At 63.5% G+C, this 22,786-nt stretch carries 23 protein-coding genes; 11 read left to right on the forward strand and 12 right to left on the reverse strand.

Going from position 1 to position 22,786, the window contains the following annotated elements; all coding sequences use genetic code 11:
- Nucleotides 1-954 carry an EamA family transporter gene (locus FJ979_RS12235; RefSeq protein ID WP_140581182.1) on the reverse strand — a complete coding sequence of 318 codons (954 nt, stop codon included), beginning with the start codon at nt 952-954 and terminating at the stop codon, nt 1-3.
- 261 nt (nt 955-1,215) lie between these two features.
- On the opposite strand from FJ979_RS12235, the gene FJ979_RS12240 reads away from it, so the two are divergent.
- From FJ979_RS12240 to FJ979_RS12250, 3 genes are all read left to right on the forward strand, one after another.
- Nucleotides 1,216-2,172 carry an AraC family transcriptional regulator gene (locus FJ979_RS12240; protein WP_140581184.1) on the forward strand — a complete coding sequence of 319 codons (957 nt, stop codon included), beginning with the start codon at nt 1,216-1,218 and terminating at the stop codon, nt 2,170-2,172.
- Between the two features lie 128 nt (nt 2,173-2,300).
- A complete protein-coding gene (locus tag FJ979_RS12245; protein WP_224655865.1) occupies nt 2,301-3,002 on the forward strand; it encodes a nitroreductase family protein in 702 nt (233 codons plus the stop codon).
- A gap of 154 nt (nt 3,003-3,156) precedes the next feature.
- On the forward strand, nt 3,157-4,074 hold the full coding sequence (locus tag FJ979_RS12250; protein ID WP_140581187.1) for an NADP-dependent oxidoreductase: 918 nt from the start codon (nt 3,157-3,159) through the stop codon (nt 4,072-4,074).
- Nucleotides 4,075-4,266: 192 nt separating this feature from the next.
- Here the strand turns inward: FJ979_RS12250 and FJ979_RS12255 are convergent, their stop codons facing one another.
- Nucleotides 4,267-5,172 (reverse strand): LysR family transcriptional regulator, encoded by a 906-nt coding sequence (locus FJ979_RS12255; RefSeq protein ID WP_140581190.1) that lies wholly within the window; start codon nt 5,170-5,172, stop codon nt 4,267-4,269.
- Between the two features lie 116 nt (nt 5,173-5,288).
- Here FJ979_RS12255 and FJ979_RS12260 point away from each other — a divergent pair, with 116 nt between their 5' ends.
- From FJ979_RS12260 to FJ979_RS32970, 5 genes are all read left to right on the forward strand, one after another.
- Nucleotides 5,289-5,711: a DoxX family protein gene (locus FJ979_RS12260; protein WP_140581192.1), complete on the forward strand. Its 423-nt coding sequence runs from the start codon at nt 5,289-5,291 to the stop codon at nt 5,709-5,711.
- Nucleotides 5,712-5,756: 45 nt separating this feature from the next.
- The gene (locus FJ979_RS12265) at nt 5,757-6,629 is read left to right on the forward strand and encodes an NmrA family NAD(P)-binding protein (protein ID WP_140557292.1); all 873 of its coding nucleotides are present in this window, start codon (nt 5,757-5,759) and stop codon (nt 6,627-6,629) included.
- Between the two features lie 148 nt (nt 6,630-6,777).
- A complete protein-coding gene (locus FJ979_RS12270; protein ID WP_140566483.1) occupies nt 6,778-7,017 on the forward strand; it encodes a hypothetical protein in 240 nt (79 codons plus the stop codon).
- Between the two features lie 176 nt (nt 7,018-7,193).
- Complete coding sequence (locus tag FJ979_RS32965; protein ID WP_224684700.1) at nt 7,194-7,463, forward strand: TMEM175 family protein; 270 nt, start codon at nt 7,194-7,196, stop codon at nt 7,461-7,463.
- On the forward strand, nt 7,460-7,750 hold the full coding sequence (locus FJ979_RS32970; protein ID WP_224684699.1) for a hypothetical protein: 291 nt from the start codon (nt 7,460-7,462) through the stop codon (nt 7,748-7,750). The genes FJ979_RS32965 and FJ979_RS32970 overlap by 4 nt, the downstream gene beginning before the upstream one ends.
- A 55-nt stretch (nt 7,751-7,805) precedes the next feature.
- Here FJ979_RS32970 and FJ979_RS12280 read toward each other — a convergent pair whose 3' ends face one another.
- The 7 genes from FJ979_RS12280 to hisS form a co-directional block, all read right to left on the reverse strand.
- Nucleotides 7,806-8,261 carry a VOC family protein gene (locus tag FJ979_RS12280; protein WP_140515048.1) on the reverse strand — a complete coding sequence of 152 codons (456 nt, stop codon included), beginning with the start codon at nt 8,259-8,261 and terminating at the stop codon, nt 7,806-7,808.
- A 21-nt stretch (nt 8,262-8,282) separates the two neighbouring features.
- Nucleotides 8,283-10,046, reverse strand: a complete 1,764-nt coding sequence (locus FJ979_RS12285; RefSeq protein WP_140581195.1) for an MOSC and FAD-binding oxidoreductase domain-containing protein — start codon at nt 10,044-10,046, stop codon at nt 8,283-8,285.
- A gap of 29 nt (nt 10,047-10,075) precedes the next feature.
- Complete coding sequence (locus FJ979_RS12290; protein WP_246679304.1) at nt 10,076-10,891, reverse strand: DUF427 domain-containing protein; 816 nt, start codon at nt 10,889-10,891, stop codon at nt 10,076-10,078.
- Between the two features lie 432 nt (nt 10,892-11,323).
- Complete coding sequence (locus tag FJ979_RS12295; protein ID WP_140581200.1) at nt 11,324-13,096, reverse strand: AMP-binding protein; 1,773 nt, start codon at nt 13,094-13,096, stop codon at nt 11,324-11,326.
- Between the two features lie 246 nt (nt 13,097-13,342).
- Nucleotides 13,343-14,041, reverse strand: coding sequence for an ATP phosphoribosyltransferase (gene hisG / locus FJ979_RS12300; protein ID WP_140498360.1), 699 nt, complete (start codon nt 14,039-14,041; stop codon nt 13,343-13,345).
- The gene (locus tag FJ979_RS12305; protein ID WP_140524793.1) at nt 14,038-15,159 is read right to left on the reverse strand and encodes an ATP phosphoribosyltransferase regulatory subunit; all 1,122 of its coding nucleotides are present in this window, start codon (nt 15,157-15,159) and stop codon (nt 14,038-14,040) included. The genes hisG and FJ979_RS12305 overlap by 4 nt, the downstream gene beginning before the upstream one ends.
- Before the next feature lie 178 nt (nt 15,160-15,337).
- Complete coding sequence (gene hisS, locus FJ979_RS12310; RefSeq protein ID WP_140581203.1) at nt 15,338-16,843, reverse strand: histidine--tRNA ligase; 1,506 nt, start codon at nt 16,841-16,843, stop codon at nt 15,338-15,340.
- Nucleotides 16,844-17,092: 249 nt separating this feature from the next.
- Here hisS and FJ979_RS12315 point away from each other — a divergent pair, with 249 nt between their 5' ends.
- Nucleotides 17,093-17,344 (forward strand): hypothetical protein, encoded by a 252-nt coding sequence (locus FJ979_RS12315; protein ID WP_140515041.1) that lies wholly within the window; start codon nt 17,093-17,095, stop codon nt 17,342-17,344.
- A 2-nt stretch (nt 17,345-17,346) separates the two neighbouring features.
- Here the strand turns inward: FJ979_RS12315 and FJ979_RS12320 are convergent, their stop codons facing one another.
- Nucleotides 17,347-17,985, reverse strand: coding sequence for a DNA-3-methyladenine glycosylase I (locus FJ979_RS12320; protein WP_140498364.1), 639 nt, complete (start codon nt 17,983-17,985; stop codon nt 17,347-17,349).
- A 214-nt stretch (nt 17,986-18,199) separates the two neighbouring features.
- Here FJ979_RS12320 and FJ979_RS12325 point away from each other — a divergent pair, with 214 nt between their 5' ends.
- Nucleotides 18,200-18,934, forward strand: coding sequence for a L,D-transpeptidase (locus tag FJ979_RS12325; protein ID WP_140498365.1), 735 nt, complete (start codon nt 18,200-18,202; stop codon nt 18,932-18,934).
- Nucleotides 18,935-19,186: 252 nt separating this feature from the next.
- Nucleotides 19,187-20,107: a bifunctional 5,10-methylenetetrahydrofolate dehydrogenase/5,10-methenyltetrahydrofolate cyclohydrolase gene (locus tag FJ979_RS12330; RefSeq protein WP_140498366.1), complete on the forward strand. Its 921-nt coding sequence runs from the start codon at nt 19,187-19,189 to the stop codon at nt 20,105-20,107.
- Nucleotides 20,108-20,121: 14 nt separating this feature from the next.
- Here FJ979_RS12330 and glcF read toward each other — a convergent pair whose 3' ends face one another.
- The gene (glcF, locus tag FJ979_RS12335; protein WP_140566456.1) at nt 20,122-21,447 is read right to left on the reverse strand and encodes a glycolate oxidase subunit GlcF; all 1,326 of its coding nucleotides are present in this window, start codon (nt 21,445-21,447) and stop codon (nt 20,122-20,124) included.
- A gap of 11 nt (nt 21,448-21,458) precedes the next feature.
- Complete coding sequence (gene glcE / locus FJ979_RS12340) at nt 21,459-22,664, reverse strand: glycolate oxidase subunit GlcE (RefSeq protein ID WP_140581206.1); 1,206 nt, start codon at nt 22,662-22,664, stop codon at nt 21,459-21,461.
- Between the last annotated feature and the right edge of the window lie 122 nt (nt 22,665-22,786).

The raw sequence follows: 22,786 nt of genomic DNA on the forward strand, positions 1-22,786 counted from the left end.
CTACGCCACGCGTGGTTGAGCTGGCCTGGGTTTGACCACGGTGGCGAGTACGATGCCGGTGACGATGAAGGCCGCGCCGACCAGATCGTAATCGTGCAAGCCCTCGCCGAGCAGCAGATAGGCTAACACAGCGACGAACACCGTCTGCAGGTAGAGCAGCATGCTCGCTCGGCTCGCGCCGAGCGTTTCCACGCTTTTGTTGTAGAGATAGTACATCAAGGCGCCGCCCGGACCTGCCAGATAGGCGAGCGCGAGAATGCTGTGGACGTCCATGGCGGAGCGTTCGTCGTTGAACAATTCCCACACATGGAACGGCAAGGCGACCAGCGCACCAGCGCCGAGCAGCAGCACGACCATCGGCAGGAGTTCGATGCCGAATTTGGCACGGCGCAAAAGCACGGTGTACAGGCCCCAGCAGAACGCGCTGCCGACGATCCACAGCTCGCCGGCGTTGAACTTGAGCTGCAGCAGCGCCGTCAGGTTGCCGTCGGCAACGATGAAAATCATCCCGGCGAGCGCAACCAGCGCGCCTAGCGACTTCCACAGCCCGAGCGGCTCGCCAAGCACGAAACGGGCGAGCACCATCGTCATGACAGGCGACAGCGCCATGATGATGCCGGCCGTGGTGGCGTCGGTGTCGTTGAGGCCATGGTAGATCATACCTTGGCACAGGGTGAGGCCGATCGCCCCCACCGCGACGACCTCCACGACGCGCGTTCGCAACAGTCCGATCATCGCGTCGTGATGACGGTGCACGATCGGCAGCAGGATGGCGCAGGCAAGCGTCAGCCGCCAGAAGCAGAGGCCCCAGGGCGGCATTTCAGGCGCCACCCATTTGGCCGCGATATAGACGCCAGCCGAAAGCAGCCAGCACAGGACGGCGGCCGGATAGCCGGTCACGGAGGGCACGACCTCGGGTTGGGCGACGTGGTGCGCTATCGGCATTGCCTGCATGTCATGCCCTCCCCTTCGATGACGTCGGCCCGATGCGACAATATAGCCTGCGCGGTTGGGTCGTGCATCCGTTTTGAAAGGCGAAAGAAACTGCACTTGGCCGCGGCGCCTGATACAGGCCCCCTGTTCCGATCGTGCGGCGCTCGGTGGCTCGCTCGCGATCCAGGCGCGAGCGTAGCCGGGTTTGGAAATGTGAGCGACAGATAGAACCAGTGCACAATTGCGATAAGATGCTTCACCATTTCCGGTTTTCGAGGTCCAATGTCTGAAGTGGACTGGCTCAGCCATCTCTTGCAAATCATCACCGTTACCGGCCAGCTCGAGGTCCGCTGCGCCTACGGTGCGCCGTGGCGCATTGCCTGGAGCAAGGCTGCCGCAAACGAAATTCCCTACCATGTCATCGTCAGGGGCCGGGCCATTTTGGAGGATCCGGACACGAGAGCAGCAAGGGAGCTGGTGAGCGGGGATATTGTGCTGCTGCCTCACGGCGCGGCGCATGTGCTGCACGACGGCAGCGGGCAAATACCAATCCCTACCCAGCAACGCCGGGGGGCTGCCGGATGGATGCTGAGCGAGAATGATGGCCGGGGCGAGCAGCTGGATCTGCTGTGTGGGCGATTTTTTATCGCACCGCCCCATGATCGGCTGGTCCGCAACTACCTGCCTGCGGATCTGGTGGCGCGGTCCATGGACGGCGATGAAGAAAACGGCATCGGCTCCGCCTCCAGCCAACTGGCCGGTCTGGTGACGCTGATGCGAATGGAGTCCGCCGGTGACAGAGCCGGAGGACGCGCCATTCTCAACGCGCTTTCTTCGGCCCTGTTCACACTGGTACTGCGCGCGGCGAGCCAATCCGGGAAAGCCCCCGAAGGCTTGTTGGCCCTGGCCGGCAATCCACGGCTTGCTCCAGCCATTTCCGCGATGTTCGCCGATGCGGCACGGCCTTGGAAACTGCCCTATCTGGCCGATTTGTGCGGGATGTCGCGCGCTACGTTCATGCGCCAGTTCCAGGACAAGCTGGGTCGCTCCGCCCTCGATTTGTTGACCGATCTTCGCATGAGCCTGGCCGCCAACGAGTTGAAGAAGCCGGCGATCAGCACCGAGGCCGTGGCCGAGACCGTCGGGTATCAATCCGTCTCGGCATTCCGGCGTGTCTTCGCCGAAAGGATGGGGATGACGCCGGGGGAGTGGCGGCGACTGGTGCACAAGGGCGAGTAAGATGCGCGGTTCGGTATCTGGAAGGCAATTTGATCCTTTCACGCATCATATTGAGCTTATTCAGTCTCGAGATAATCACTCCTCCCCGTAGATTAGGCTCCGCAATCACTTGATAAGGGAGCCATCCAATGAACTGCCTCGCCACCACCGGACCCGCAACCCGCGTAGCCGCCCAGATCTTCGCGCAAACCGGGAAGAGCGAAAACGCTTTCGCGACGAATGCCGTCATCGAAACGATCCTGAGCCGCAGCGCCGCCAAGTACTACGATCCCGCTGCCACCCTGAGCGACGACCAAATCCGCGACCTGGTGCGTATCGGCACGTCCGCGCCAACCTCCTTCCACCTGCAGAACTGGCGCTTCATCGCCGTACGCTCGCCGGAAGCCAAGGCACGGCTGCGCCCGATCGCCTGGAATCAGCCGGCGATCACCGATGCGGCCGTGACCTTCATCATCATCGGCAGGCTGGCCGATGCCAGCACCGTCCCAGCCCGCCTGGCGCCCGTGGTGGAGGCCGGCATCATGCCGGCGCACCTGGTGCCGGAATGGGAGATCCCCGCTCGCGGTTTGTATGACGATCAGCCGCAGCGCCAGCGCGACGAGGCGGTACGCTCCGCGACCTTCGGCACCGCGGCGATCATCTACACGGCCCGGTCGCTGGGCATGGGTTCGACACCGATGATCGGTTTCGACGCCGAGGCGGTGCACCGCGAGTTCGGCCTGGCCGAAGACGAAGTGCCGGTCATGCTGCTGACCGTCGGGCCGGAGCGAGCCGGCAACTGGCCGCAGAAGCCGCGCATGCCGGTGGCCGATGTCCTGGACTTTGCATAATCCCCGGCAACTCCAGATCTTACGGAGACAAGGATGGCAAGAACTGCCGCTCTCGTGGAAGGCGCCGCGCCAATGGCTGATTGCGTGAGAGATTGAAGACCTTCCACGCCCGTAAATTACCCCGAACCAACAAATGTCTGAGGAGACAATTCCCATGAAAGCGATCGTAGTGACGGACCAGGCTGCAGGAACGGCCGGGATGAAATTGGTGCAGCGGCCCGAGCCGCAGGCGGCGATAAACGATGTCGTCGTCGAGATCCATGCGTCGGGGTTCGTCCCGACCGAGCTGACGTGGCCCTCGACCTGGACCGATCGCGTCGACGGCGACCGGACGCCATCGATCCCCGGGCACGAGCTGGCCGGAGTGGTCACCGCCCTCGGCTATGGCACGACCGGGCTCTCGGTAGGCCAGCGGGTGTTCGGCCTCGCCGATTGGTATCGCGACGGCACCCTGGCGGAGTATATCGCCATCGAGGCCCGCAACCTCGCGCCACTGCCGGGCGATGTCGACTTCACGGTGGGCGCTAGCCTGCCGATCTCGGGCCTGACCGCGTGGCAGGGACTGTTTCAGCACGGCCGTCTTCAGGCGGGGCAGAGCGTCCTTGCGCATGGTGCGGCCGGCGCCGTTGGGTCGATGGTGACGCAGCTCGCACGAGAGGCCGGTGCCTACGTCATTGGCACGGGCCGCCCTGCCGACCGCCAGAAGGCGCTCGACTTCGGTGCGAATGAATTCGTCGACCTCGAGAACGACACCCTGGAAGACGTGCGCGGCGTCGATCTGGTGTTCGATGTCATCGGCGGCGACATCCAGAAGCGGTCCGCGGGCCTGATCCGAGCCGGAGGCACGCTCGTGACCGTCGTCGGCCCGGCCGAGACGCGGCCCGTGGATGCCCTGGCGGTCGACTTCGTCGTCGAGTCCGATCGTGCCCAGCTGAGCGAAATCGTCCAGCGGGTGCGGGACGGACGGCTGCGGACAAACATCGGCAAAGTCGCGACCCTCGACGAGGCGATCGCGGCCTTCAACTCGACCGAACGACGCGCGGGGAAAACGGTCATCCGTGTTCGCCCGTGAGGACTTGGGGGAGAGAGGACGGTTCCTCTCTCCTCGATTTCGTCCAGACGGGCGGCTCCGGATAGGCTGCGAGCAGCGAGATCTCATGTCGAACCCGGTTGTTTTCAGTGTCGCATTCTGTTGGCCCGCGACCGCCGACCGGCAGACATACTCAGGATGGCAATTTCGGGCGGGACGAAGATGTTCGTCCCGCTATTCGAGATACGGCGCCAGTACATCTTCGATCCATTTCATGAATGCGCGGACGCGGCGCGACAGATTGCTGCGATGTGCTACGACGAAGGACACGGGGATCGCCCGGCGACGCAAATCGGGCATGATCTCCACCAGCGCTCCACTCTTCAAGTATTGGCCAATCCCCAGGAGTGGCGCTTGAATCAGGCCAAGGCCGGCGACGGCAGCAGCGTCGTAGGTCTGCGCGCTGTTGACGTGTAGCGCGCCTGGCAACTGAAGCGTCGCGTAGCCGTCGCCGTCCGGATATTCCCATCCATGCGGTCTCGCGCCCAGCATCGTCGAAAAATGAATTGTCCGATGTTCCTGGCGCTGGAGGTCGTCCAGCGACCGAGGGACGCCATAGCGCGCCAGATAAGCGGGACTGGCGGCGTTGACCATGCGCAACAGGCCCAGCGGGCGGGCAATCAGCGTCTCGTCCCCGATGGGACCAAGTCGCAAGACGCAGTCAAACCCCTCCTGAACCAGATCGACTTGCCGGTCGGTACTCGACATCTCCAGCTCTAATTCTGGGTGAGCCGCCATGAAATCCGGCAAGGCCGGAACGATCGTCGTGCGCGCCACTTCGGTCGGGAGATCGACCCGTAAACGCCCGCGAAGCGCCACGCGATCGCCCGCGAACATCGAGTGCAGATCATCGACTTCAGCCAGCAGATCGCGGGCACGGGCATGAAATGCGCGCCCGTCCTCCGTCAACCGCACGCTGCGCGTCGTCCGGTGCAGGAGCCTGGCACCGACATCTTCTTCCAGCTTCCGGACCGCCGTCGAGGCCCTCCCCTTCTGGATGCCCAGGCTATCGGCCGCGCGGGTGAAGCTGCCCATTTCCGCGACCGTTATGAAAATGAGGACGTGCTCGAGATTCTGCATTCGTGCCTCGTATTGTTTTCCAGAAAGAGAACAGTTGGTTCATTTCCTCGGTGTTTATCACACTCAGGAGGCACAGTAAGTTTCGGATATGGGATCTCCCCATCGGAGAACGACAAGTGTCCGAAACCATGAACCCGCGTCAGACAGCCGAAACCGTGACCTTGCATCGCGCCCTGTGGACCGGCCGGATCATGAGCGCGCTTGTCGTTATCGTTCTGGTGGCAGACGGCACCATCCAGCTTTTTGCGCCGGCACAGATCGCGAGCATGTTGCAGGAAACCGGGTTCGCGCTGGACCTGACCCGTGTCGTGGGTCCCATCATACTCGCCTGCGCCATCCTCTACGCCATTCCGGCCACCGCCGTCCTCGGCGCGATCCTGGTGACGGGCTTTTTGGGCGGTGCCATCTGCGCCCACGTCCGCATTGGTGAGTTGGGGTCGCCGCCGGAGATCATTTCCCTGCTTCTGGGCGCGCTGGCATGGGGCGGCCTCTATCTGCGCGATCCCCGAGTCCGGGCCATTCTACCACTCATCCATTGAACCAACCGGGGCAGTGCCCTGTCCCTCAACATCAGGAGAAAACACATGTTTCTAGTCATGGGAATCACGGGAAAAGTTGGCGGCGCAACGGCAGAACATCTGCTGGCGCACGGCAAGGAAGTACGCGCGCTTGTCCGCAATCGCGAGAAGGCAGCCAACTGGGCGAGCAAGGGCGTGGAGCTGGTAGAGGGCGATTGGAATAATTCGGCAGCCATCGAGGAAGCGCTCGGAGGCGTCGAAGGCGCGTTCGTCATGTTGCCCCCTGTCTGGGCGCCCTCGCCCGATTACAAGGAAGCAAAGGGCGTGATTACAAATTATGTCGAGGCGCTCACCAAGGCAGCGCCGCCGCGCGTGGTTGCGCTTTCGTCGATGGGCGCGAACAGAACCGGCGGACACGGAGTGATCACGGCCTTGTCGCTTCTGGAGCGAGGTTTTCGCGACCTGAAATCGCCAATCGCATTTGTGCGCGCCGGCGGGTTCTTCGAAAACTTCCTCTACGGCTTGCAGGTCGCGCAGGGCGGAACGCTACCGGTCTACTACAATCCGACAAACCGCAAATCGACCATGGTCGCGACGAACGACATCGGCGCGGAGGTCGCAACCCTTTTGACCGGGCCGGCGTGGTCGGGCCAGCGCGTCATCGAGCTTGGTTCGATGGTCACCGCCGATGACGTCGCGGGACAGCTGGGTGAAGTCCTCAATCGCGACGTGAAAGCCTTTGCAATCCCGCGTGCAGGGTGGGCGAAAGCCTTCGAGCAATTCGGCATCCCGAAAGGCCACTCCGGACCTGCCGAAGAAATGTTCGAAGCCGTGAACGCGGGATGGATGGACCTTGGCGTCGCGAGTACGGAGCACGTAGCCGGTACGACGTCCGCACGCGATGTGTTCGAGGCTGCACACAACGCCGCCAAGGCGTAAGGCCGGGAGAGACGGAGACTTCCCGCGTTAGACGCGGCGCGGGAAGTGCTCAGCCGTTCACGCGGAGCGAGCGCCTCGGAAGCGGATGTGGCAGGCGAAAACAAGACGTGCCGGTTGGCGCGCTTACCGAGCGCCCGAACGTCTATGAATGGCAGGCGCGCTGATCGATCCGCTGCCGGTGCTCTATCATTCTTCGTCGAGCCCCCTCTATGAGGGGGCGGTGAAGGAGTGGGGGGCTGAGGCGGTGCCCTTCAGGCTTGAGGTCGGCGCAAGGCGAATGCGCGTTTGTTGGACGGCTGCTATGCGCCTCTTTCCCGCCATTCAGCAAACTTTCAAACGTTCCCGAAAGTGGTCGTTTTCGTCTGCGTTCATGGCGGCAGAGATGTGAGCCGGATCCGAGCGGATCATCGATCTTCATTGCCTTCCCGATTGGCGCTTGGTTTGAGTGGCACGGGAAGACGCTATCTCGCAAGACCCTGAATGCCGGAACTCCGAGCCGAGATAGGTAAGTCGACAGCCAATTGACGCAAATATCTTGCCCTGCGACTCTAGAAACGACTGAGCATGTTCTCTGATGGCGTATTCGCCGTTCTCCTCACCGTGCTGGTGCTGGAGTTGAGACCACCCGGTCAGCCGACTTTCGTTGCGTTGCTATCCCTGTGGCCGACGTGGCTGAGTTACGCTGTGAGTTACATCTTCATCGCCATCGTCTGGGCCAATCACCACTACCTCATGCGCTACGCTCGCGAGACGACACCGCACCTCATGTGGTTCAATTTCGCGCATTTGTTTTCGATCTCACTGCTCCGCTATCCACTGCTTGGATGGCGGTGAGCGAACTCGAGCCGCAGCCCGTAGCCTTTTACGCAGCCGCCTTCTCTCTGGTGAATGCAACCTACATCGGGCTGATCTGGGAGTTGCTCGATCGGCGAAGCAGCGTCAAGATTTCGCCCAAAGTACGCAGGCTCATGCGCGTCCGATCCTTTACGACCTTGGCCCTCTTCGGCGTGGCTGCAATGATTGCGCTGAAGTACCCCCTTGCGGGCTTGGGTCTCTGCATCTGCTGTCTGCTCGGCTATTTGAATCCCGAACCGCCAATGGCTGAAACGCGGCGAAACTGACAAAAGTAGGCCTAACTCCGCAGCATTTTTGCGATTTCACAGCGCTGCTCGCGCATCACACATCAGGGTGTCCCCGTTCCTGCAGCACCCAAGTGTTGCCATCTGGATCCGAGAAGCCCGCGAAGCTGGCATAGTCTCGGTGGTTGGGGTCGAAACCTGGGGCGAACGCCCCACCCCAGCCGTCGATCGGAGCCTTGTGCTTGAGTTCGCTGACTTCGACTCCGCGTTCGAGCAACCGGCTTCGCGCAGTCTCAATATCCGTAACGACAAGATAGATGTTGCGAAGCGACCCTGCGGGCGCGTCCGTAACGCCTTTGCCGAATTGTATTGAGCAGTGGGAGCCAGGCGGCGTGAGCTGGACCACACGGAAGGTGGTGTTCGGCGCATAGTCGACATCGAGCGCAAAGCCGACCCGGTCCACATAAAACCGGAGCGCACGATCGATATCGCTTATCGGCAGTGTGACAACCTCAAGCGATAATATTCCGAACGCGGCTGTGCCAGACTTCATAGTCCGTCCCCTTCGATTAGCTTACAAATCGATGACTAGATCACGGGTCGGTTGCGAGCAGCAAATGAGAAGGTTGCCGTCGGCCGGCCTTTCAAGCGGTTCAGGCTCATAGGCGATCGCGCCTGATATCAACCCACTTTCGCAGTTGTGACAAACACCGGTTCGGCATGACCACCGGGAGGGAACGTCACAGGCCTCTGCCAGCTCCAGAATGCTCCGGTACACTGAAGGGTTCCAATGGGCGGCTACACCACTTCGAGCGAAGGAGACCAGCGGACCGGCATCGGTGTCGCCTTCCGGCAGATGTGGCGCGCGCCGCTCGCTGGCAACAACACCGGGGTTCAGCGGCTCGCTCCCGTTGAAGATCTCGATACGAACGCGATCCGGGGCGACGCCCGATGCGGCTAGCGCCTCTTTCATGTCTGCCATGAAGTCGACAGGTCCGCAGAGATAGACGTCCGCGTCCTGCGGGATACTGACACTATTGAAGACCAATGGTGATAGGTGGCCGGTTGCATCAAAATCGACGCCGAGTCTGTCGACCGGGTCTGGCCTGCTATAGCAGACATAACTGCGACCATGGGGGAGACTGGCCATCAGACGGCGGACTTCGGCTGCAAAAGGATGGTGCCGTCTGTCGCGAGCCGCGTATAGCCAGAGGACCTGCCGCGTGTCCCGGGCTGCCGCCAGCGCGTATAGTATTGCCAGAAGAGGTGTCGCGCCGATGCCTGCGCTGAGCAGTACCACGGGGCTCTGCCCAGGCTGCAATGTAAAGCTTCCGCGCGGCGAGCTTACGTCGACAAGATCGCCTATCCGCACATGATCCCGCAGAAAAAGGCCGGCCGTCCCGTGCGGTTCGATCTTGACGCTGATTCTGTAGCGCTCTTCCGAGAGTGGGCCCGAGAGCGAGTAGCTGCGAAATAGCGCAGCACTGGAACGGGTCGGGCGAAGGCGCAGCACGATATATTGACCAGGTAGAGCGGGCGGGAGCGGCTTTCCATCGGGATGCCGCATCGACAGAGAGACGACGTCCACGGACTCCTGCTCTAGATCAGCCACCGCGAGCGGCTGAAATCCGGGAGCAGCAGGGTGTAACGCGGCTGGCGGAGCGAGCCCGGCATTGCCGCTCTCTACGCCGGTCGATTGGCTGCGCAGCAAAGCCTCAAAAGAACCCCGCCATCCTGGCGAAAGCGCTTTGATCCGCGCCGCGCGCTCCAATTCGACGCGGGGATGTTCCGGTGAATAAAGCAGTGCATTCAGCTCAGCGACGGTTACCCGTTCATTCGCTTCGCCCACCTTGAGGATTTCGTCGCCCGCTCCTACCTCGCCTTCTTGCAGAACTCGGAAGTAGAATCCTGGCCGGCCGCTGGAAGTCAGCAATGCCGGCATTCGGGGCTCGTCCATGCGGATGCCAACCCGGTAGCATGTGACGCGAGGTTGAGTGACCTCGAAAAGCGCGCCTCCAATACGAAATCGATCTCCGATGCAAACTGCATCGTCTGGCAAGCCCTCGACCGTGAAGTTTTCGCCGAACTGACCATAGACGAAGTCGGTCCTGTTCAGGTGCTTCTGCCAGTAGCGATATGATGCGATTTGATAGACGAAGACGGCCCGCTGCTCGCCCCCGTGCCCGGCGAGGTCGCCCTGACCGTCACCGTCCAAATTCAATCGGCCAACGCGACAACGTCCGGCTACCGGGTTTTTGAAAATGCCGGTGTATACGGTGCGGTCATTCCAAGAGATGTTGCGCGGAAGCCCCACGTTCACGGACAATAGTCGCGCCATGCTCCGCTCCGTTTAATCGCGACCGGTAGCTAGCCGCCGGCAATCATTTCGGGGCCTCCACCAGGTGCCCGCTCCAACTCGGCCACATTGAGATTTCGATCAGGACCGTGAGGGACGACCGTCTGGCCAGGCTCGAGATGAAGCTGAACGTCGTCGAGGAAGACCGGAACTATGTCCGGCTCAAACGACACAAGGTTGGCAATGCGGCGGACTTCGGGATAGGCGTCGGTGTAGGACCATGCCGCCTGACGAGCGTCGCCAATAGAATAATAGCTGCAGAGCCCTTTGTAGGGACAGAACGTCTGAAGCTTTACCGCTGTGAGGGAGGACTCGTGGATGTCATCACGAGGGACATACCAGCGTGGAGCGAACCCGGATTCGTAAAGGCCCAATGGATGCCTGGTATCCGCAACGACGCGGTCGTTGTAGCGGACCACGAGGTGACGAGAACTCTGTCGAATATCTATGCGATGGTATGGGTCGGCAGCATGACCCAGGATTCGTTCGTCTTCTTCATAGAAGGCATCCATGGCGCGCCATGCGAACGCCAATCGTCCCTGGAGTTCTGTTGCATGGGCAGGGAGGTTCGTGTGTTGCCACGCTCCTCTGGCGGCCACGTGTTGCTCGCCTACCCGGACAGTGTACCATGAAGTAGACCCAAGATCAGGATGTTGGGTGATCTGCTCTGTCCGCTCCAACACATGTGCTGAAATGTCGGACTCCGGAAAATAAGCTACCGGGTAGCGGGCGGGTTCAAACAGTAGGAGAACGTCCTCGCTTTCGGCAACCCAAACCCCGCCAAACAATACGCGCATGCGCCGGCGCAGCCGTTCCACATATAACATTCTCTTGGGCAACGCTTCTGGGACGAGAAACCGACCGACGGCTCCCGTCGAGAGAGGACCTTGTTGCCAAGACAGTCCCACTGCTCAGTTCCCGATATCGCGGCAGAGCCGCAAATAGCTATTTGCAACGTAAGTCCGAGAAATTGGTTCCACCACCGACCGCAAACTTCCAGAGCGGCTCGCGCGCTCGGAAATTCGCACCCACTTCGCGGAAGACGGCTAGGCGACTGCAAGCCGGCTGAGGGACGGCCGTTCGCACGCTATATGGGTCGATCAAATCGGCGCGGCGCAGCAGCAATCGGCTATTCAACCACCCCAGCGATTGTCCACTTTGGCAGGCGCATTGCCTATAACCTGCCAGTCCGCTTTCGGCCCCGAAATGCGACATTCACACTCGTCTCGGCAACCGCACCTTCCCGCCCCGCGCTCCCCTCACGCGGTCTTCTGCGTCACCAGCCCCAGTTCCTCGACCATCGCCTGGCGCATCAGGAATTTCTGCGGCTTGCCGGTCACCGTCATCGGCAATTCCGTGCGGAAGCGGATGTGGCGCGGGACCTTGTAGTGGGCGATCTGGCCGGCGCAGAAGGCCTTGATCTCCTGTTCGGTGGCGATCTGGCCGGGCTTAAGCACAATCCAGGCGCAGAGCTCCTCGCCATATTTGGCGTCGGGAACGCCGAACACCTGCACCTCCCTCACCTTGGGGTGTCGATAGAGGAACTCCTCGACCTCGCGCGGATAGACGTTCTCGCCGCCGCGGATGACCATGTCCTTGACCCGGCCGACGATGTTGCAATAGCCCTCGGCATCGATCGTGGCGAGGTCGCCCGTATGCATCCAGCCGTCCGCATCGATCGCCTCGCGGGTCTTGTCCTCGTCGTCCCAATAGCCCTTCATCACGGAATAGCCGCGTGTGCAGAGTTCGCCCGGCGCACCGACGGCAACGGTTGCGCCATCGGCATCGACGGCCTTGACCTCGACATGGGGATGAACGCGCCCGACAGTCGAGACGCGTTTTTCCAAGGGGTCGTCGACGCTGCTCTGGAAGGAGACCGGGCTGGTCTCGGTCATGCCGTAGGCGATGGTCACTTCGGACATATGCATCAGCGACACCACCTTCTTCATCACCTCGATCGGGCATGGCGAGCCGGCCATGATGCCGGTGCGCAGGCTGGACAGGTCGAAGGCGGCGAAATCGGGATGGTCGAGCAGGCCGACGAACATGGTCGGCACGCCGTAGAGGCCGGTGCAGCGTTCCTGCGCCACGGCGTTCAGCGTGGCGCCGGCATCGAAGCCCTCGCCAGGGAACACCATGGTCGAGCCCTTGGTGACACAGCCCATCGTACCCATCGACATGCCGAAACAATGGTAGAGCGGCACGGGAATGCAAAGCCGGTCGTCGACCGTCAACCTGATGGCCGAGGTGACGAAATTGCCGTTGTTGAGGATGTTGTTGTGGGTCAGCGTCGCGCCCTTGGGCGCGCCCGTGGTTCCGCTGGTGAACTGGATGTTGATGGCGTCCTCCGGCTTCAGCCCTTCGGAGATGCGGTCGAGGCTGTCATGCTCGTCGCGCCCCGCCATCGCCAGCACATCGGCGAAATTGAACATGCCGGGCGAGTTCTCCTCGCCCATGCGGATGACGATCCGGAGCGCCGGCAGTTTCTGTGCCCTGAGCTTGCCGGGCGTGGCCGTCGCGATCTCCGGCGCCAGCGTCTCGATCATGCCGAGATAATCCGAGGTCTTGAAGCTGGCCGCGGTGACCAGAGCCTTGCAGCCGACCTTGTTCAGCGCATAGTCCAGCTCGGTGAGCCGGTAGGCCGGGTTGATGTTGACCAGGATCAGGCCGATGCGGGCGGTGGCGAATTGCGTCACCAGCCATTCCCAGCGGTTGGGCGACCAGATGCCGACGCGATCTCCCTTTTCGAGGCCCAGCGCCAGGAAACCGGCGGCCAGCGCATCCACCGTGTCGGACAGCTCGCTCCAGGTGAAGCGCTTGTCCTGGGCGACGAAGACGGCGGCATCGAGCGTGCCGTATTTGCCGGCCGTGTCGGAGAACAGTGCGGGAATGGTCTTGTTGAGCAGCGGCACGCCACGCTCGCCCGAGACGTGCGCCTTGCCGTCGACGGGCGCGACAAAGACGCTGCCGGCGCGCGCCCCGCGTCCGCGCAAACTGGTGGCGTTCTTCAGCTCGTCGAGATTGACCGGCATCGCTCTCTCCTCCCAGAACATCCGAGCCTATCAGCCTGCCGGGACGGTGGAAATCCCGCCGAAGGTAGGGCCAAGCTTCGAAGGCGGACCGCGCCGCCTTCCACGGTCATAAGAATGGCAGGGTCGTGAGAATGGCGCAGAACGAAAAACCCCGCCTCGAAGGGCGGGGGGCGCAAATCATCACCATAGCGGTATTTGTAGCATAGTGGCCGGCACAAAGCAAGAACAAAATTTGTCCGCCGCCAGCTATCCCTTCACCGAGGCCATGCTGGCCGCTATGTCGCGCAGCATCGTCTCGTCGGCCGTGGAACGCGTCTTTCGCGATGCGACAAGACACGCCTGCGACCGCAGCACGACGCCGTCGACCAGCACCTTGAGATGGTTGGCGCGCAGCGTCGAGCCGGTGGTGGTGATGTCGACGATGACATCGGCAAGGCCGGCCGCCGGCGCGCCCTCGGTGGCGCCCAGGCTCTCGACGATGCGATAGACCTGGATACCGTGCTTCTGCGAGAAGAATTGCTGGGTCAGCCGCCAGTATTTGGTGGCGATCCTGAGCCGCCTTCCGTGACGCTGGCGGAAATCGGCGGCGACATCATCGAGGTCGGCCATGGTCTCGACGTCGAGCCAGATGTCGGGCACGGCCACCACGACATCGGCATGGCCGAAGCCGAGACGGGCGACGATTTCGGCGCGCGCCTCCCAGTCGGCGAGGTTCTCGCGCACGAGGTCCTCGCCGGTGATGCCGAGATCGACGGCACCTTGCCCGATCTCGCCCGATATTTCGGAGGCGGACAGGAAAACGACCTCGACATTGTCCATGCCTTCGACGCGGGCGTGATATTTGCGCTCGTCACCGGGCAGGCTGATGGCGAGGCCGGCTTTCGCCAGCACCTCCAGCGCCTGCTCCTTCAACCGGCCCTTGGACGGGATCGCCAGCGTGATCATGGCGCGTGCTCCCGCAATGCCTCGATGCGGTCGAGCCAGACCGAGAAGCCGACGCCGGGGATCGGCGTCTTGGCGCCGAGCAGCGTCAGCAGCCGGTCGTAGCGGCCGCCGCCGGCCAGCGGCCTTTCACCATCTTGCGCCGCGATCTCGAAGACGAGGCCGGTGTAATAATCGAGCGGGCGGCCGAAGGCGGCGTCATAGCGGATCTTTTGCGCCGGCAGGCCGTTCGCCTCGACGGCCTTGGCGCGCGCCGCGAATTTTTCCAGCGCGGCCCCGAGCGATAGCCCGGCGGCACCGGCAAAACTCTCGAGCGCCTGGGCCGCGCCGTCGAGCGGCACGTCGATCGCCAGAAAGGTCTTCAGCGCCGCGAAGGCTTCGTTGGACAGCCGCACGCTGCGCAGCTCGGCCTTTTCGATCAGCCGCCGCGCGATATCGGCCGGCGCGCGTCCGGCCGAAGCCGACAGGCCGGCCTGTTCCATGCCGCCGGCTATATGCGCGGAGAGACCGTCCAGGTCACCGTCGAGCACAAGTGCCGCGACCGGGCCGGAGAGCTGGCTGTTGCGCGGCGGATTGGCGAGATCGGCAAGGGCTGCCTCCAGCATCGTCGCCGAGCCGAAGGCGCGGGCGAGCCGCATGCGCCAGCCGCGCGGCAGGCCGAGAGCCGCCAGCACCGCCTCGAAGATGGCCTGGTCGCCGAGCGTGATCGAGAGCTGCTGGCCCGGCAGCGCCAGCGACAGCAGTGCATGCGCGTCGGCCACCGAACGGGCATCGGCAGCGGCCGTGTCGCGGTCGCCGAGATCCTCGATGCCGGCCTGGAAGAACTCGTTGCCGCCTTCGCGGCGCTGGCGGAACACTTCGCCCAGATAGGAGTAGCGACGCGGCGTACCGGCCTGGCTGGCGATATGATCGAGGCAGACGGGAATGGTGAATTCCGGCCGCAGGCAGAGCGTCTGCCCGGTCTCGCTTTCGGTCAGGAAAATGCGGCGGCGCAAATCCTCGCCGGCCATATCGAGAAACGGATCGGCCGGCTGCAGCACGGCGACCTCCACCGCATGCGTGTCGCGGGTCGCGAAGAGGCCGGCGATGTCGGCCGCGATGGCGGGATAGCGGGAGGTCATAGAGCGCATGGGCGCGAGGCACCCCCCTCTGTCCTGCCGGACATCTCCCCCGCAAGGGGGGAGATCGGCAGCTTCGAGCGCAGCGCCTTTTCTGCCACGACGGAGATTGGCGAAAGCATACGCGACATCCAATCTCCCCCCTTGCGGGGGAGATGGCCGGCAGGCCAGAGGGGGGTGCTCAAGCGCCACCCTTCGCGCGGTCGGCTGCCTGCTCCGCCAGGATCTTTCTCACCTGCGCCACCAGCTCGCTTTCCGCCACCGTGACCTGTGCCGGGCGGGCGGCGCGCCATTCGGCATTATCCGTGATCTCGGCCGACAGGCGCGCGCCTTCGATCAGGTCCTTGATCTGCAATTCGCCCTTGGCGCGCTCGTCGCCGCCCTGGATGATCGCGACCGGGCAGCCGCGACGGTCGGCATATTTGAGCTGCGCCTTCATGCCGGCGCCGCCGAGATACATTTCGGAGCGAATGCCTGCGGCACGCAGCTCGCCCACCATCTTCTGGTAGCGGCCGAGGCTGTCGGTGTCCCTGTCCATCACCAGCACGACGACCGGCGCGATCACGTCGGCGTTGTCGAGCTTGCCGAGGTTCTTCAGCGCCGTCATCAGCCTGGAAACGCCGATGGAAAAACCGGTCGCCGGCACCGGCTCGCCGCGGAAGCGCGACACCAGCCCGTCATAGCGGCCGCCGCCCCCGACTGAACCGAAGCGCACGATCTGGCCATCCTCGTTGGGGATCTCGGCCAGGAGCTCGGCTTCGAAGACCGGGCCGGTGTAGTATTCGAGGCCGCGCACCACGGAGCGGTCCATGGCGACGCGATCTTCGCCGTATCCCGCCGCCCTGACCAGGGCCTCGATGGTCGCGAGCTCGCCAACGCCCTCCTGGTAGACGGCGTTCGCACCGACGCTGGCATCCTGGCCGGCCTGCGCGTTTCGCGCCGTCGCCAGAAGAACCGCCTCGGCTTGCGTATCATTCAGCCCGGCGCCTTTGGCGAAGTCGCCCTCGCCTTCCTTGCCGCCGTCCCAGCGCCCTGGTCCCAAGAGAAGCCGCACGCCTTCCGGCCCGAGCTTGTCCAGCTTGTCGATCGCCCGCAGCACGGTCAGCCGACGACTCGTATTCCCTTCACCTCCGAGGCCGATCGCCTCGAGCACGCCGTCCAGCACCTTGCGGTTGTTGACGCGGATGACGTAGTCGCCGCGCTTGATGCCGAGCGCTTCCATCACATCGGCCATCATCATCGCCATCTCGGCGTCGGCGGCGACGCCCGGCGTGCCGATCGTGTCGGCGTCGAACTGCATGAACTGGCGGAAGCGGCCGGGACCGGGCTTCTCGTTGCGGAACACCCAGCCGGAACGGTAGCTGCGATAGGGTTTTGGCAGGCGCTCGAAATTCTCGGCGACGAAACGCGCCGTCGGCGCGGTCAGGTCGTAGCGCAGCGACAGCCACTGGTCGTCATCGTCCTGGAAGGAGAACACGCCTTCGTTCGGCCGGTCCTGGTCGGGCAGGAATTTTCCGAGCGCATCGGTGTATTCGATCAGCGGCTGGTCGGCGGGTTCGAAACCGTAGAGTTCGTAGACCGAGCGGATGGTCGCCATCATCTTCTCGACGGCGCGGATATCTTCGGCGCTGCGGTCGGCAAAACCGCGCGGCAGCCGCGCTTTCGTCTTTTCCGATTTGTCGGCCATGGATTCGCCCGGTGTTTCGTGTTGCTGAAAACTCAACAGCGTTGCGATTTTCGCAACGGGCGTGTCCTAACCGAACAGGTCCTACCGGGCAAGGCCGGCGGCAGGCGCTGTCTCCATGCATGCGAGAAGGCACGCGGGCGTTCGCCGAAACAAAAACGCACCGAAAATGAAACAATCCCGCCATCGGCGCGGCATCGTGCCGACATAATCGAGGCCGATACAGCACACCGCAATGAAGGGGTTCGGGACATGATGAGCGCGGTGGAGTTTCACGACAACAGGGATGCGGGCGACATGCCGGCACGCCTGCGCGCCGCAGATGTCCATGCTCCCAGGATGATCGGCCAGCCGGCCGGACCGTTCGAGGTACACGCCGATACCGGCAAGGGACCTTCCCTGCGCGACGCATTGGTGACCGGCCTGCTGGTGATCTATCCAACCGTCGCCACCGTGGTCGCGATCGTCGCCGGCCTGTTCCTGGGAAGTGCCAACGGCGCCTGAGGCTATTTCGGCCGTTTGAAAGCCTTCCGCTCCTTCTCGACCTCCTTGCGGCACACACACCCCTCGAGATGATCGTTGACCAGGCCCATCGCCTGCATGAAGGCGTAGACCGTGGTCGGGCCGACGAAGGTCCAGCCGCGCTTCTTCAGATCCTTGGAAATGCGGATCGAGACCGCCGTGGTCGGATTGGCGCGCAGATGGGCGAGGTCGACCACCTGCGGCCGTTCCTCCCTGCCGGGTTCGAACTTCCAGAACCAGGCAGCGAGCGAGCCGAATTCATCGGCCATTTCGCGGGCGCGTTTGGCGTTGTTGATGGTCGAGACGATCTTGCCGCGATGGCGGATGATGCCGGCATCGCCGAGCAGGCGCTCGACGTCCTTGTCGGTGAAGGCGGCGACTTTGTCGAAATCGAATCCGGCGAAAGCGGCGCGAAAATTCTCGCGCTTGCGCAGGATGGTCAGCCAGGACAGGCCCGACTGGAAGCCTTCGAGACAGATCTTCTCGAACAGCCGGCGGTCGTCCGCCACCGGGCGGCCCCATTCATGGTCATGGTAATGCAGGTAGTCGGGCAGATTGCCGTGCCAGAAGCAGCGCGCGACACCGTCGGGTCCGGCGAGAAGGCCGGTTCTTTCCTTGTCCATGGCGAGAATTCCATTCGTTAACGCGCTGGTTGCGCTGCTTTACCTTGGCTTTACCAGATTCCTGAACGCGGCGGTAACCACACCAAAAGGTTTACCGACAGTTCCGCATTTTACACATTCCGATTCATGTTTCGGTTGCTGTTCCCGCGCCAATGATCGCTGAACCGGGAGGTGGTTTCCACCCGGTTTGTCAGACGATCAAGGTGCTTTCCCGATGAAGAGAGTTTTGTTTTCCGTGCTCGGCGCCGTGGCTGCGTTTGCCGCAGGCGTCACACCTTCCACGGCCGGAGACCGCTATGCCGACAGACCGCCGGTGATGGTGAGCCCCGACCTTTCCGCCCCCTGGGTGCTGCAGCTTGGCCAAGCGCCGGGGATCGTGCGGCAGAACCGGCAGGTCGCGCAGCAGCCGCGCCCGCGTTATGCGCAGCCCGACCGCGTGCAAACGGCGGCCGTGCAGGCCCCGGCCAAGCGCATGGTCGCGCGCCCGCAGATCAATCCGATCTACCTGCCGCAGGAAGTCGCCTATGACGGCTCCCAGAAGCCGGGCACCATCGTCATCGATACGACCCAGAACTTCCTCTATCTGGTCGAAAAGAACGGCAAGGCGCGGCGCTATGGCGTCGGCACCGGCAAGCCGGGCTTCGAATGGTCGGGCACGCACAAGATCACCAACAAGCGGGTCTGGCCGGACTGGCGCCCGCCGGCCGCGATGATCAAGCGCGAGGCCGCCAAGGGGCGCTACCTGCCAACCTACCTGGCCGGCGGCATGGAGAACCCGCTCGGCGCGCGCGCGCTCTATCTCGGTAGTACGGAATATCGCATCCACGGCACCAACCAGCCCTGGACGATCGGCGGCGCCGTGTCGTCGGGCTGCATCCGCATGCGCAACGAGGATGTCGTCGACCTTTATGAACGGGTCGATGTCGGAACCACTGTCGAGGTGATATAATAGTTGCTGCGAATCACCCGATCCGGAAGCGCAGCGCTTCCCGGGATCGGAAGGAATAACGGGGGACGGGCCGTATGGGGATGCGGCCGGTCAGAAAGGGCGGCACGGGAAACCGTGCTGCCCTTTCCGTTTCGGACGAAGCACTGCCGCGCCCGCACGTCGCGCAAAAGGCATGACGGTTCGCATTCGTGCTGCCATTGCCGCGGTTCTTTTGCTATGGCAAGGCAACGCTCAGGTCAGAAGAGTCCGATCATGTCACTGTCCGACGACAGCCGCTATCTCAAGGGCGGCCCGGTTGCCCGGCGCATCATCGCCGCCGTGCGCGAGGATGCGGCGATCGCAAGGGCCGAAGGGTTCCCGCCCAAACTGGTGTCGATCACCGTCGGCGATACGGCGGCGGTGGATGTCTATGTACGAAACCAGCGCGCCAAGGCAGAGCTGGCGGACATCGATTTCGACGAACGGCGCTTTCCCGCCACCATCACCGCGGGCGAACTGGAAGCGGCGATCCACGGCCTGAACGCCGATCCGCGCGTTACCGGCATCATCATCCAGCGGCCGGTGCCGGCACATATCCCGATCAGGACGTTGCAGGCGGCGGTGCATCCGCTGAAGGACGTCGAAGGCATGCATCCGGCCTCGATCGGCAACATCGTCTACAACCAGCTCGATCTGGCGCCCTGCACGGCGGCCGCCTCGGTCGAGTTGCTCAAGGAAACCGGCCTCGACCTCAAGGGCCTGGAAGTGGTGATGGTCGGCCACTCCGAGATCGTCGGCAAGCCGATCGCCTTCCTGTTGATGAGCGAAGGCGCGACGGTCACGGTCTGTCACCACATGACGCGCTCGGTCGCCGCGCACGCGCGCCGCGCCGATGCGCTGTTCGTCGCCGTCGGCAAGCCGCGCCTGATCAAGGCCGACATGGTAAAGCCGGGTGCGGCCGTCATCGATATCGGCATCAATTCCGAGACGCTGCCGGACGGTTCCACCCGTATCGTCGGCGACGTCGACACCGACAGCGTGAAGGACGTGGCCTCCTGGATCACGCCGGTGCCGGGCGGCGTCGGCCCGATCACCGTTGCGATCCTGCTGCGCAACACGATGGTGGCGCTCAGCCGCCAGCGCGCGCTCTACGAGGCGACCTACGGCACGATCGACAGGCTGGCGGCCGAATAACGCCGGGGCGGCCCCTACTCAGCGGCGATCAGGCCGGGTTCCGCGACACCTTCCGGCCTCGGCCCGCCATAGGCCCAGTCGAGCAGCTTGATCGTATGCACCACCGGCAGCTTCGCGGCAGACGCGATCTGCGTTATGCAGCCGATATTGCCGGTGGCGACGACCGAAGCGCCGGTAGCCTCGATGTTTTTCACCTTGCGGTCGCGCAGCCTGGCCGAAATATCCGGCTGCAGAATGTTGTATGTGCCGGCCGAACCGCAGCACAAATGCCCTTCGCGCGGCTCGCGAACGATGAAACCGGCTTTGGCCAGCAATTCCCTAGGCTGGCGGGTGATCTTCTGGCCGTGCTGCATCGAACAGGCCGAATGATAGGCGACGACCGTGCCCGGCTTGCGCACCGGTTCGGGCAGGTCGATAGCGGTCAGGTATTCGGTAATGTCCTTGGCCAGCGCGGAGACACGTGCAGCCTTTTCGGCGTAGGCCGCATCAAGCCGCAGCATGAAACCGTAATCCTTGATGGTCGTGCCGCAGCCCGACGCGGTGATGATGATGGCATCGATCCCGCCTTGTTCAATCGCGCGGGTCCAGGCATCGACATTTTGCCTTGCAGAAGCAAGGGCGGCTTGCTCGCGGCCCATGTGATGGACGAGCGCGCCGCAACAGCCCTCGCCCGGCGGCACCACGACCTCGACGCCAAGCCGCGTCAGCAGTGAAATGGTCGTGTCGTTGATGGCGGGATCGAGCACCGATTGCGCGCAACCGGTGAGGATGGCGACGCGGCCCCTCTTCGCCCCCTGCCCGGTATGGGTGCCCGGCGAAGCCATCGGCGATGCTCCCGGGATCGATTCCGGCGCGAGCTTGAGCATTGCGCCAAGCGGCTTCAATGCCGGGATCTTCTCGAACAGGCCGATGAACGGCTTGCCCAGTTTCGCCAATTTGAGCGCGGCGCGAAAACGCGGGGGATAGGGCAGGACGAAGGCCAGCATGGCGCGGGTCAGGCGATCGAGCAGCGGCCGCCTATAGGTCTGCTGGATATGGGCGCGGGCATGGTCGACCAGATGCATGTAGTTGACGCCAGACGGGCAGGTGGTCATGCAGGCGAGGCAGGAAAGGCAGCGATCGATATGGGTGACGATCTCTTTGTCGGCCGGGCGGCCGTTTTCCAGCATGTCCTTGATCAGGTAGATGCGCCCGCGCGGTGAATCGAGCTCGTTGCCCAGCGTCACATAGGTTGGACAGGTGGCGGTGCAGAAGCCGCAATGCACGCATTTGCGCAGAATCTTTTCCGACTCGGCGACATGCGGGTCGGCAAGCTGTGCGGGCGAGAAATTGGTCTGCATCTCTTGATGTCCTAGGCCATGCGGCCGGGATTGAGGATGTTCTTGGGGTCGAATTCGTGCTTCAGCCGCTGGCTGAGCGCTGCCAGTGAGGGAGCCTGCGGCTCGAACACCGGCAGGGCGGCGCGGTGCGAAGGAGCCGCGCGCACCAATGTCGCATGGCCGCCGCCATGTTTTCTCAGAAGTCCGCGCAGCAGCGTCGCTTCCGGGTCACCCTCCTCCATGCGCAGCCACACCAGTCCGCCCTGCCAGTCATAGAAGGCGCTGACGGCGACCTGCATGCGCAGCGTCAAAACCATCTGGTGCGCCTGGGCAGGCGCCATCGATACGCGCCAGAGCGGTTTGTCGTTGTTGTCCACGAAAGGCCTGCAATCGCGCACGTCACGCCACAGGGCAGCTGACGCTTCGCTGCAAATCTCCTCCAGTGGTCCGGCATTTCCGAGCAACGCCTTCAGCGCGGCGATGCGATAGGCGACGGAGGGGCCAAAACCCTCCACCCGAAGCAGCGTGGCCGCATCATTGCCGAGCGCACCTGCGGCAACCCGTGCGGCAATCCGCTCCGGAAGGTGCGCGGCGCTCGATACTTCAGCACTGGAGCCGAGCGCCAGGGCCATGGCCGCGGCGGCCGCATCGTCGAGCAGGCCGCGGATGGCGAGCGTAACCTCGGTCTCGGCCGACGGCAGCACCTTGAAGGTGACGTCGGTGAACACGGCCAGCGTGCCCCAACTGTTGGCCATCAGCTTGGACAAGTCATAACCGGTGACGTTCTTCACCACGCGGCCCCCGGATTTGAAGGCCTCGCCGCGCCCGGAAACCACATGGATGCCCAGGATGTGATCGCGCGCCGCCCCCGCTTTCAGCCGGCGCGGGCCGGAGAGGTTCGCTGCAAGCGCACCACCAAGCGTGCCCTTGCCCGGCTCGCCGCCGAGCAGCGGGCCGTAGTCCATCGGCTCGAAAGCGAGTTGCTGGCCGTTTTGCGCCAGCAGCGTCTCGATTTCGGCCAGCGGCGTGCCGGCCTTTGCGGACAGCACCAGTTCGGCTGGTTCATAGAGCGTGACCCCGGCGAGCCTCGACAGGTCGAGCGTGTGCTCCGTCTGCAGCGGACGGCCGATGCCGCGCTTGGAGCCGTGACCGAGGATTTCGAGCGGCGAGCCTTCCGCCGCCGCCCAGGCGACGGTGGAGAGGACTTCGGAAGGGGTGATGGGAGTGAAGGTGGTCATGGCGCCGATGCGCAATATGCGGGAATGCCGCGTTCCTTCGCGCCCCCCTCTGTCCTGCCGGACATCTCCCCCTCAAGGGTGGAGATTGGATGCCGCGCCGGGTCTCGCCAATCTCCAGCGTT

Origin of the sequence: Mesorhizobium sp. B1-1-6, assembly GCF_006443035.1 — a bacterium.
Lineage (GTDB): Bacteria > Pseudomonadota > Alphaproteobacteria > Rhizobiales > Rhizobiaceae > Mesorhizobium.

Excerpts from the sequence above, each read along its gene's own strand:
- FJ979_RS12270 (WP_140566483.1), top strand. The coding sequence starts at position 6,778 with ATGGCAGGCGCGCTGATCGATCCGCTGCCGGTGCTCTATCATTCTTCG.
- FJ979_RS12325 (WP_140498365.1), top strand. The coding sequence starts at position 18,200 with ATGAAGAGAGTTTTGTTTTCCGTGCTCGGCGCCGTGGCTGCGTTTGCC.
- FJ979_RS12290 (WP_246679304.1), bottom strand. The coding sequence starts at position 10,891 with ATGTTATATGTGGAACGGCTGCGCCGGCGCATGCGCGTATTGTTTGGC.
- FJ979_RS12320 (WP_140498364.1), bottom strand. The coding sequence starts at position 17,985 with ATGGACAAGGAAAGAACCGGCCTTCTCGCCGGACCCGACGGTGTCGCG.
- FJ979_RS12245 (WP_224655865.1), top strand. The coding sequence starts at position 2,301 with ATGAACTGCCTCGCCACCACCGGACCCGCAACCCGCGTAGCCGCCCAG.
- glcE (WP_140581206.1), bottom strand. The coding sequence starts at position 22,664 with ATGACCACCTTCACTCCCATCACCCCTTCCGAAGTCCTCTCCACCGTC.
- FJ979_RS12285 (WP_140581195.1), bottom strand. The coding sequence starts at position 10,046 with ATGGCGCGACTATTGTCCGTGAACGTGGGGCTTCCGCGCAACATCTCT.
- FJ979_RS12295 (WP_140581200.1), bottom strand. The coding sequence starts at position 13,096 with ATGCCGGTCAATCTCGACGAGCTGAAGAACGCCACCAGTTTGCGCGGA.
- FJ979_RS12240 (WP_140581184.1), top strand. The coding sequence starts at position 1,216 with ATGTCTGAAGTGGACTGGCTCAGCCATCTCTTGCAAATCATCACCGTT.
- FJ979_RS12255 (WP_140581190.1), bottom strand. The coding sequence starts at position 5,172 with ATGCAGAATCTCGAGCACGTCCTCATTTTCATAACGGTCGCGGAAATG.
- FJ979_RS12330 (WP_140498366.1), top strand. The coding sequence starts at position 19,187 with ATGTCACTGTCCGACGACAGCCGCTATCTCAAGGGCGGCCCGGTTGCC.
- hisG (WP_140498360.1), bottom strand. The coding sequence starts at position 14,041 with ATGATCACGCTGGCGATCCCGTCCAAGGGCCGGTTGAAGGAGCAGGCG.
- glcF (WP_140566456.1), bottom strand. The coding sequence starts at position 21,447 with ATGCAGACCAATTTCTCGCCCGCACAGCTTGCCGACCCGCATGTCGCC.
- FJ979_RS12315 (WP_140515041.1), top strand. The coding sequence starts at position 17,093 with ATGATGAGCGCGGTGGAGTTTCACGACAACAGGGATGCGGGCGACATG.
- hisS (WP_140581203.1), bottom strand. The coding sequence starts at position 16,843 with ATGGCCGACAAATCGGAAAAGACGAAAGCGCGGCTGCCGCGCGGTTTT.
- FJ979_RS12235 (WP_140581182.1), bottom strand. The coding sequence starts at position 954 with ATGCAGGCAATGCCGATAGCGCACCACGTCGCCCAACCCGAGGTCGTG.
- FJ979_RS12280 (WP_140515048.1), bottom strand. The coding sequence starts at position 8,261 with ATGAAGTCTGGCACAGCCGCGTTCGGAATATTATCGCTTGAGGTTGTC.
- FJ979_RS12305 (WP_140524793.1), bottom strand. The coding sequence starts at position 15,159 with ATGACCTCCCGCTATCCCGCCATCGCGGCCGACATCGCCGGCCTCTTC.
- FJ979_RS12250 (WP_140581187.1), top strand. The coding sequence starts at position 3,157 with ATGAAAGCGATCGTAGTGACGGACCAGGCTGCAGGAACGGCCGGGATG.
- FJ979_RS32965 (WP_224684700.1), top strand. The coding sequence starts at position 7,194 with ATGTTCTCTGATGGCGTATTCGCCGTTCTCCTCACCGTGCTGGTGCTG.
- FJ979_RS12265 (WP_140557292.1), top strand. The coding sequence starts at position 5,757 with ATGTTTCTAGTCATGGGAATCACGGGAAAAGTTGGCGGCGCAACGGCA.